The following is an 8,379-nucleotide window of genomic DNA, read 5'->3' as shown; positions in this document are numbered from 1 at the left end:
TGGATGCGCAGCATGGTTTCCAGAGGATAGGGTTTTCTACCGCCGCCGGCCTTGGGGTAGAACGGTTCGATCAGCTCCAGCAGGCCTGCCCAGGGCACCACCTGATCCATTTCGGCGAGGAAGCGCTCTCGGCGGGTTTGCTTGCGCTTGCCGGCGTACTCAAAGTCGGAAAAGCTCATCTGGCTCATGGGCGGCTCGGATCAGGTGTTGCGGGGATTCTCGCATAACTGAAGGCTTGTTCGGAGATTCCTTAGTACCGGTAGGAGAGCTAGTGCAACTCTGGCCCATTGGTAGGTTAGGAATAGCTAGTAAAAGCATAATACCCGTGCCGCAAATGACACTCTCGACTGCACCGTGATCGCCGAGTGCATTTTCACGGTCACACCGTGTGTTTCACTCACGCACCTACTCCGGTGATAAACCATCGATCACTGACCCTGGCACAGTCGGAAACCTAGCCTCCTGCCTCCCAGTGGACCGGGCAGTGAGGAGCAACATTGCTCGGTCTGCACAGGGCGTCCGAAAGTGGATATACCGCCCTTCGGCATAAACGCCATGACCGGTGGGCAGCCGGTCATGGCGTTTATGGTGGTTTCCTAGCTGGCCATACTCAGGCGGTTAGGTCGGATCGCCGTCCCCTCAGCCAGATCACGCTCCTCGATCCTTGCCAGGATCCAGTCGTGCACTTCGCTTTCAACCCAGCCGACACAGCGGTCACCCAACGAAACTGGTTTGGGGAAGGTGTTTTCCCCAATGTATTTGTAGATGGTCGACCGTGCCAGGCCGGTGGAATCGATGACTTGTTTAAGGCGGATGATTCGCATGAGCGGGGCTCCTCTGTATGGCTCAGAGGAAAGGCAGGGTTAGTAAAAAATGACTTACCCCATCACCAGCCGTCTCGCCGGAGATGAAGCCAGCCCACAGAATTGTCGATCCTTCAGCGGCATCTCAGCCTCGGTTTCCCAGGTTTTAGGCTCAACCACACCATGCCTTGTTTCTCGTAGGACCATGCACTCAGGAGCGCCCAACGGTGGCGGCTGCAGCACCAACGTAATGACTTGATAACCCGCATTCGCCGATGCCGGCAGGATGCTCAGGCATCCTGGCTCAAACCCGATCCAAGTCACCTGATCAAACCTAACCTTGAACTCCCGGGCTATATCAAACACCAGACGGCCAAAATGCTCGACCACCTCCTCTAACTCAGTGTTCGCTTGCCCGTCTTCGAGTGCCAATGATTTGCGCAGCGCCGCAGCGATATTTGCCAGCAGCCAGCCAGCGTCAATTGGGTGAACACGATCAAGGTCAAGCCAATGCCGAGAAAGCAGATCAGAGGCATGGCGCAACAGCATGTGCTGAAGCAGCTCGAAAACTTCGATTTTTTGCCCTGCTAGAAATCGAATCACCGCACCGGGAGTTTCAGACTGAGTTTCACCGTGCCTACTTCTGTGGGCCTGCATATCCCGCCGAAGAATTTCCCCGTGATCAATACGCTTGCCATCCCAGTCCCTGGCCACATGCACCATTACCGCAGTACTGCTTTTCACAGCGAATATCGGATGATTCAGATTGAGGTAATACGTACTGCTGATCTTCCCACCGCTAAACACCGAACTGGATAATCCCGGCACCCACCGACGGACCAACCCCAAGGCGACTAACCGCTGAAGTCGATACCTAAGGCTATCGGTATCGAGCCCGGTGGCACGGCGTAAATCTACGTTACCAACCCCCTGAACCACGCCAAAGCGGTCCGCATGCGCCAGCAAAACACCCAGCAATAAACGATTACAGGCACTCAATTGACCGCGAGCACCACGGGGTGCGGGTTTACCCAGCCTGGTAATGGCCGCCCTCTCTTTCCGCCCCTCCTTAGGCTCTCCTAACCTATCCGTCACCATTGCGGCTCCAGAGAAGAGCCGTTGCAGGTGTTGGGAGTGGAGCCTGTATGGGCATTGATTGGCCCTCAGCGTAGCGATCGCTCCCGCTGCAAGTAGGTAACGAATTGTCGGCCGGCCTCGTCCGGCCACTTGCGACAACCGACACACTAGACCGACGGACAGGAGTTCAGCTAAAGCGGCACTGACCAGCGTTTCAGAAAGCTGAAACTGCTTAGCTAGCGCCTTGGCGCTGTAGATAGTGCGGTCGTTGGGATCCTGAAGAACAGCGCATGCCATAGCTTCCAAGAGAAAACGCGCCGCCGCACCACAGGCGGTCAACTCCTTGATCATTCGCTGGATATGCAAAGCCAAACCGGAGTCTCCATGAATTAAGCATCTGTTTCTACACCTGTAAAATAACTTAATCAAATAGCTCATCAAAACGCATAACGTTACCGTAACGCTAATCGTCACTATTGAAAACGTCTTCAAGTCACAGTACAAAAGGCATTTAGGAGGAGTGAAGTCCGATGGAAAAAGCAGCCAAAAATGACCTTAAGTGGCTGCACCGGGATGAATGGGCATGGGCCGAACATTACCTGCAAGAACGCGCCAACAGCCTTGGTTCCAGCGCAGCGTCAATGCCTCGACGCAGAAACCCGGGCTATAGCGGAACTGTCGAACTCATCCGATTTTTTGAGAAGCATGCCGCCGGGCTCAAGCTGATCGAGCGCATGAAAAATGCCCTACGACAGCGCAGGTACCGGTCACCGAGCAATGGCAAACAGGCATGCACCTTTTCCTTACCCAACTCCACCGTTAAGAAACTCCGTCGTCTGGCTGCCGCTCCCGGCCAGACAGAAACATCGATCGTTACCGAACTCATTGATGGCCTGCACAGCCTCGCCCAGGATCAGCAAAGGAAAGCCAAACAACTGAAGGAAGCCGCACAAAGTGAGCAGAAAGCAGCTAAGCAAGCGAACGCCATGCTCAAACGCCAACTGGACGTGGCGATGAAGCACCTAGAACGCCACGTGGAGCTGCTAGTGATGTGGGAATCGTCGATGGAGACCAACCATCCCCCTTTCAATGGCGACGAGACTGATGCACGTCGAGAGGTCGAAAAGCGGATGAAGGGGGTGAAGAGGTCGCTCAACTTCATTGCGTTTGAGCATGACTTTGTTAGCGAAAGGTTGATTTGAGCGCAAACACAGACGCGTGCCGAAAAACCACCTGCAAATTGAACAAGGCAGAAAATCCCACACGTCGCATTAATGGGTGACGCCTACGGCGGAAAGTAGGACGGATTTCACGGATCGAATATCACCGAAATCCAGATGGGGGAACAAATGGGGGAACAAAATGCAGCGAGCACAAAAAAGCCCCGTAAAAACGGGGCTTTTCAGTAAAATATGGCGGAGAGATAGGGATTCGAACCCTAGGTACTGTCGCCAGTACAACGGATTTCGAATCCGTCCCATTCGGCCACTCTGGCATCTCTCCAACGGCGCGCATCATAACAGCACTTTTGATTCAGGCAAACCTTATTTTCAAAAAAACTGCGTGCTATCAGATGCTTGCGCGTTTTTACTGCTTAAAGCGGAACACCCAGGCGGTTTGCCACTTCTTCGTAGGCTTCGATGACGTCGCCCAACCCCTGACGGAAACGGTCTTTGTCCATCTTCTTGCCGGTGGCTTTGTCCCACAGACGGCAGCCGTCCGGACTGAACTCGTCGCCCAGTACAATCGAGCCGTCATGGAACACGCCGAATTCGAGTTTGAAGTCGACCAGCATCAGGCCGGCGTCGTCAAACAGCTTGCTCAGCACCTCGTTGACTTTGAGCGACAGCTCTTTCATGCGCACCAGTTGCTCGGCCGTACCCCAACCAAACGCCACTACGTGGGATTCGTTGATGAACGGGTCGCCTTTGGCGTCGTCTTTGAGGAACAGTTCGAAAGTGTAAGGGTTGAGTTTCATGCCCTCTTCAACGCCCAGGCGCTTGACCAGGCTGCCCGCCGCATAGTTACGCACGACGCACTCAACCGGGATCATGTCGAGCTTTTTCACCAGGCATTCGTTGTCGCCCAGCAGTTTGTCGAATTGGGTCGGCACGCCGGCTTCTTCGAGTTTCTGCATGATGAAGGCGTTGAACTTGTTGTTCACCATGCCTTTGCGATCGAGCTGCTCGATGCGCTTGCCGTCGAACGCCGAGGTGTCGTTGCGGAACAGCAGGATCAAGCGGTTGGCGTCGTCAGTCTTGTAAACCGATTTCGCTTTACCGCGATAGAGTTCTTCACGTTTTTCCATGATGGGCTCCGCATGCTAAGTAGGTGGGCTAGGCGATTGTGCGCCAGTCTAGCCCTGAATCTTGATCGGCCAGTTGCAGCCAGTCCGGGTCGCACCCAAGGGTGTCGACGAAACATTGCCGGGCCAGCTGCGGCAGGTTGTTCTTGCTGCTCAGGTGGGCCAGCACCAGATGTTGCAGGTCTTTCCAGCCCAACTCGGCCACCAGGTTTGCAGCCTGATGGTTGTTCAAATGTCCTTCCTGACCGCCCACCCGCTGCTTGAGAAAGTACGGGTAGTGGCCACGGGCAAGCATGTCGCGACAGTGGTTGGACTCAATTATCAACGCATCCAGATCACGATAGCTGTGCAGTATGCCGTCGCAATAGGACCCCAGGTCAGTCAACAAACCGAAACGCCGTTGACCATCACTGAATACGTATTGCGTTGGCTCCTGTGCATCGTGGGCGACCCGGGTAACGCTGATGTTCAACGCACCAATCTGCAACGTTTCGCCACCCGCCACATAACCGGCAGGCTCAAGGGGTTTGCGCATCCCGCGCTGGGTGCCACGGCTCATATAAACCGGCAAACTGTAACGCCGAGACAGTAAACCCACGCCATGCACGTGATCGGCATGTTCGTGGGTTACCAGAATCGCGCTCAGCTGGTGTGGGCTAACGCCCAACCGAACCAGGCGGCGTTCGGTTTCCCGCAGAGAGAAACCGCAATCAACCAATACATAGGTGCTGTCGCTGGCTATCAGCGTGCCATTCCCTTGGCTACCACTGCCGAGAACGGCAAAACGCATAGGATCAGCCCAAGTTGTCCTGGATCACGCTCAACACTTTGCGTGCCACTTCTGGCGACGCGACGGTATTGATGTTTTCTTCGACCGTCACTTGCACCGCGTCGCCCACCTTGCTCAGGCGAACCTGATAGCGCTCGGCGCGGGCTTCGACTTCTTCCTTGTCGGGCTTACTGCCAAACATACCGGCGAAGAAACCAGGCTTATCGTCTTTTTTCTGGGCTTTTTCAGCGAGGTTGATGTAGTACAGACCCAACGTGCGGTTGATATCTTCCACACGCCATTCGCCCTGCTCCAGCGCACGGCCCACGCTGGACCACGCACGGTCGAGGTCTTCGTTGAGGGTCAGCACCGGGTTGCCGCTGCCATCTTCGTTCAGGGTCACACGGGTCGGCGTGTCGAAATCGCGGGCCGCCAGTAGTGACACCGTACCGCCCTTGTCGGCGCTGCGGCTCATGCTGACCAGCATTTCATTAACCAGCGCTGCATCCAGACCGGTGTTGACTGAACGGTTAGTGAAATCAACATTGGCCGTGCTGCCCGCAGGGCGGTTGGCACTGACCACATAGATTTCGCTGGTATTGCGCTGCACGCCAGGCTCGATGCGGACCCGCAGACGGGTTTCGCTGTCTGCGGCCAGACCACTGCTGCCCAGGTGACGGGCCATCGGGGAGGACAATTCGCTGGCGCCCTGCCACGTGGTGGTGAACTCGCCGGTTTGCGGGCGCTGTTCATCAATACGGAAGCCGTTGTCCTGGAAGAACTGAATGGCCAGCGGCCAGACTTCAGATGGAGAACGCTGCGCCATTAACCAGCGGCTGTCGCCGCTTTTTTGCAGGCTGAAATCGCTGACGCTGGTGGTAGCCAACAAAGGCTGCGGACGCGGTACTTCAAATTCGCCCTTAACGTTGTCATCCGGCACGTTGCTCGGGATCGGCAACAGCGGCACAAGGCGCTTGTCAGTCTGCACACCCGGCGGCAATTGCATTGGCGCCGTTTGTTGCGCCTCCAGATAGTCGCTGCCACGGTCCCGGAAATAACCCTCTGGACCCCACAGCCAACCGCAACCGCTGGTGCTGGAAATAATCACGGCTAGTGCGGAAAGTCCGGCCAATCGCTTCATGCGTAGTGCTTCCTCAATTAAACCAATACGCCGGACTGGCGCAGGGCCTGACGCAGCGGTTCGTGGCAGGCTTCGCTGAGCCAGGTGAGCGGCAGACGGATACCGTCCGGCATCATGCCCATCTCATGCAGCGCCCACTTCACGGGGATAGGGTTGGATTCGATAAACAGGGTTTTATTGAGCGGCATCAGCTTTTCGTGAATGCCACGTGCCTTGACGGCATCACCCGCAATCGCGGCAGCACACAGGTCGCTCATGGCGCGCGGGGCGACGTTGGCGGTCACGGAAATATTGCCTTTGCCGCCTAGCAACATCAGCTCAACAGCCGTAGCGTCGTCACCGGAGTACACCAGGAAATCTTTGTTGACGCCGGCCAGGATGTCCTTCGCGCGCTGCAGGTCGCCTGTGGCTTCCTTGATGCCGATGATGTTCGGCACCGTCGACAGGCGCACTACCGTGGCAGGCAGCATGTCGCACGCGGTACGACCCGGAACGTTGTAGAGGATCTGCGGGATGTCGACCGCTTCAGCGATGGCTTTGAAGTGCTGATACAAGCCTTCTTGCGTTGGCTTGTTGTAGTAAGGCGTGACCAGCAGGCAAGCATCTGCACCTGCCGCTTTCGCATTGGTGGTCAGCTCGATCGCCTCACGGGTCGAGTTGGCGCCCGTACCGGCGATGACCGGAATACGCCCTGCGACTTGTTTGACAACGTGACGAATCACTTCGATGTGTTCGTTCACATCCAGCGTTGCCGATTCACCTGTAGTGCCAACGGCAACAATGGCGTTGGTGCCCTCTTGCAGGTGAAAGTCCACCAGTTTGCTCAGAGCGTCCCAATCCAGGCGACCTTGTGCATCCATAGGTGTGACCAGTGCCACCATACTGCCCGCAATCATGCAACCGCTCCTGCCGGAAAAAGAGAGCCGTAATGGTACTGGCGCCTTGACCCTTGCACAAGCAACAGCGCGCCCGATGAGCATTCCCCTTCGCGCTGCTTTTCGCTACCCTTCAGCCTTTGATTGGTACTGATGTGCACGCGGGCCTGTTTTACGGCTCTTTATATCGCGCTCAAAGCCCCACCCAAACGCCGCCGTGCCAGGTTTGCAATTTTCCAAACCTTGTGTGACGGCCACTGTGTGCGAGCAAGTCGCGCTCTATTCAGCGGTCCCTGACAGCGCGTGCACCGACCGTACCGACCACTCATCGTTTTAGGAAGGCTGAATGTCCACCCCCACAGTTCGCGAACAATTCCTTGTCATCAGTGCCCTTGGCGCCAACCCAATGGAGCTGACCAACGTCCTGTGCCGTGCCAGCCATGAGAACCGCTGCGCTGTCGTGACTTCGCGCCTGACGCGCCACGGCGAGTGCAGCGCACTGGTACTGGAAGTCACCGGCAGCTGGGATGCCCTGGCGCGCCTTGAGGCCGGTTTGCCAACACTGGCCAAAAAACACGCATTCACCGTCAACGTGATCCGCAGTGCAGCGCTCGAAACCCGCCCGCAAGCCTTGCCTTACGTGGCGTATGTCAGTTCGGCGTATCGCCCGGACATCATCAATGAGCTGTGCCAGTTCTTCATCGACCACAACGTCGAACTCGAAAACCTGACCTGCGACACCTACCAAGCCCCGCAAACCGGCGGCACCATGCTCAACGCCACGTTTACCGTGACCTTGCCGGCAGGCGTGCAAATCAGCTGGCTGCGCGATCAGTTCCTTGATTTTGCCGACGCGCTGAACCTGGATGCGCTAATTGAACCTTGGCGCCCACAGAACCCGATGTAAGGAGCGACCCATGGCTGTTGCAATTGATCAACCCGTCAGCGACTTCCAGATCGCGGCCACCAGTGAGAAAACCGTCAAACTGTCGGACCTCAAAGGCAAGCAGGTGGTGATTTACTTTTACCCCAAAGACAGCACGCCGGGCTGCACCACCGAAGGTCAGGGGTTTCGCGACCATTACGCCGATTTTCAGGCAGCCAATACCGACATTTTTGGCGTTTCACGAGACAGCCTGAAATCACACGAAAACTTCAAGGCCAAGCAAGGCTTCCCGTTCGAGCTGCTGAGCGACAATGAGGAAGCCCTGTGCCAGTTGTTTGACGTGATCAAGCTGAAAAAGCTCTATGGCAAGGAATACCTGGGCGTCGACCGCAGTACCTTCCTGATCGACAAAGAAGGCGTGTTGCGTCACGAATGGCGTGGCGTGAAGGTTCCCGGTCACGTTGAAGCCGTGCTGGAACGGGCGAAGGCGCTAAATAACGCCTGACGCCAGATGACCCGCAGG

The 8,379-nt window shown here is 56.4% G+C and carries 10 protein-coding genes and 1 tRNA gene; 3 read left to right on the top strand and 8 right to left on the bottom strand.

Features of this window, described 5'->3' with window-relative positions; genetic code table 11:
- The 3 genes from HBN61_RS16110 to HBN61_RS16100 all read right to left on the bottom strand — a co-directional run.
- Window positions 1-188, bottom strand: a 188-nt coding sequence (locus tag HBN61_RS16110; RefSeq protein ID WP_524539063.1) for a transposase, incomplete at its 3' end; no start/stop codon positions are given.
- A 408-nt stretch (window positions 189-596) separates the two neighbouring features.
- Window positions 597-824: a helix-turn-helix transcriptional regulator gene (locus HBN61_RS16105; RefSeq protein ID WP_170047170.1), complete on the bottom strand. Its 228-nt coding sequence runs from the start codon at window positions 822-824 to the stop codon at window positions 597-599.
- A 54-nt stretch (window positions 825-878) separates the two neighbouring features.
- Window positions 879-2,252, bottom strand: a complete 1,374-nt coding sequence (locus HBN61_RS16100; RefSeq protein WP_170047168.1) for a helix-turn-helix domain-containing protein — start codon at window positions 2,250-2,252, stop codon at window positions 879-881.
- A 158-nt stretch (window positions 2,253-2,410) separates the two neighbouring features.
- On the opposite strand from HBN61_RS16100, the gene HBN61_RS16095 reads away from it, so the two are divergent.
- A complete protein-coding gene (locus HBN61_RS16095; protein WP_170047166.1) occupies window positions 2,411-3,082 on the top strand; it encodes a hypothetical protein in 672 nt (223 codons plus the stop codon).
- 211 nt (window positions 3,083-3,293) lie between these two features.
- Here HBN61_RS16095 and HBN61_RS16090 read toward each other — a convergent pair.
- The 5 genes from HBN61_RS16090 to dapA form a co-directional block, all read right to left on the bottom strand.
- Window positions 3,294-3,383, bottom strand: a tRNA-Ser gene (locus HBN61_RS16090).
- A gap of 91 nt (window positions 3,384-3,474) precedes the next feature.
- Entirely contained in the window at window positions 3,475-4,188 is a 714-nt protein-coding gene (gene purC / locus HBN61_RS16085) for a phosphoribosylaminoimidazolesuccinocarboxamide synthase (protein ID WP_047274084.1), read from the bottom strand.
- 28 nt (window positions 4,189-4,216) lie between these two features.
- On the bottom strand, window positions 4,217-4,975 hold the full coding sequence (locus HBN61_RS16080) for an MBL fold metallo-hydrolase (RefSeq protein ID WP_170047164.1): 759 nt from the start codon (window positions 4,973-4,975) through the stop codon (window positions 4,217-4,219).
- 4 nt (window positions 4,976-4,979) lie between these two features.
- A complete protein-coding gene (gene bamC / locus HBN61_RS16075; RefSeq protein ID WP_170047162.1) occupies window positions 4,980-6,095 on the bottom strand; it encodes an NlpB/DapX family lipoprotein in 1,116 nt (371 codons plus the stop codon).
- Between the two features lie 17 nt (window positions 6,096-6,112).
- Window positions 6,113-6,991: a 4-hydroxy-tetrahydrodipicolinate synthase gene (dapA, locus tag HBN61_RS16070; RefSeq protein WP_094994753.1), complete on the bottom strand. Its 879-nt coding sequence runs from the start codon at window positions 6,989-6,991 to the stop codon at window positions 6,113-6,115.
- A 325-nt stretch (window positions 6,992-7,316) separates the two neighbouring features.
- Between dapA and HBN61_RS16065 the strand changes: the two genes are divergently transcribed.
- Together HBN61_RS16065 and HBN61_RS16060 are read left to right on the top strand one after the other, a co-directional pair.
- The gene (locus tag HBN61_RS16065; RefSeq protein ID WP_094994754.1) at window positions 7,317-7,877 is read left to right on the top strand and encodes a glycine cleavage system transcriptional repressor; all 561 of its coding nucleotides are present in this window, start codon (window positions 7,317-7,319) and stop codon (window positions 7,875-7,877) included.
- 10 nt (window positions 7,878-7,887) lie between these two features.
- Window positions 7,888-8,361 (top strand): peroxiredoxin, encoded by a 474-nt coding sequence (locus HBN61_RS16060; RefSeq protein WP_170047160.1) that lies wholly within the window; start codon window positions 7,888-7,890, stop codon window positions 8,359-8,361.
- Window positions 8,362-8,379: the final 18 nt, after the last annotated feature.

This window comes from Pseudomonas sp. WS 5071, from assembly GCF_012985765.1.
Lineage (GTDB): Bacteria > Pseudomonadota > Gammaproteobacteria > Pseudomonadales > Pseudomonadaceae > Aquipseudomonas > Aquipseudomonas lundensis_A.
The sequence above is the reverse complement of the archived record's forward strand: the minus strand, read 5'-3'. Positions and strand labels throughout refer to the sequence as shown.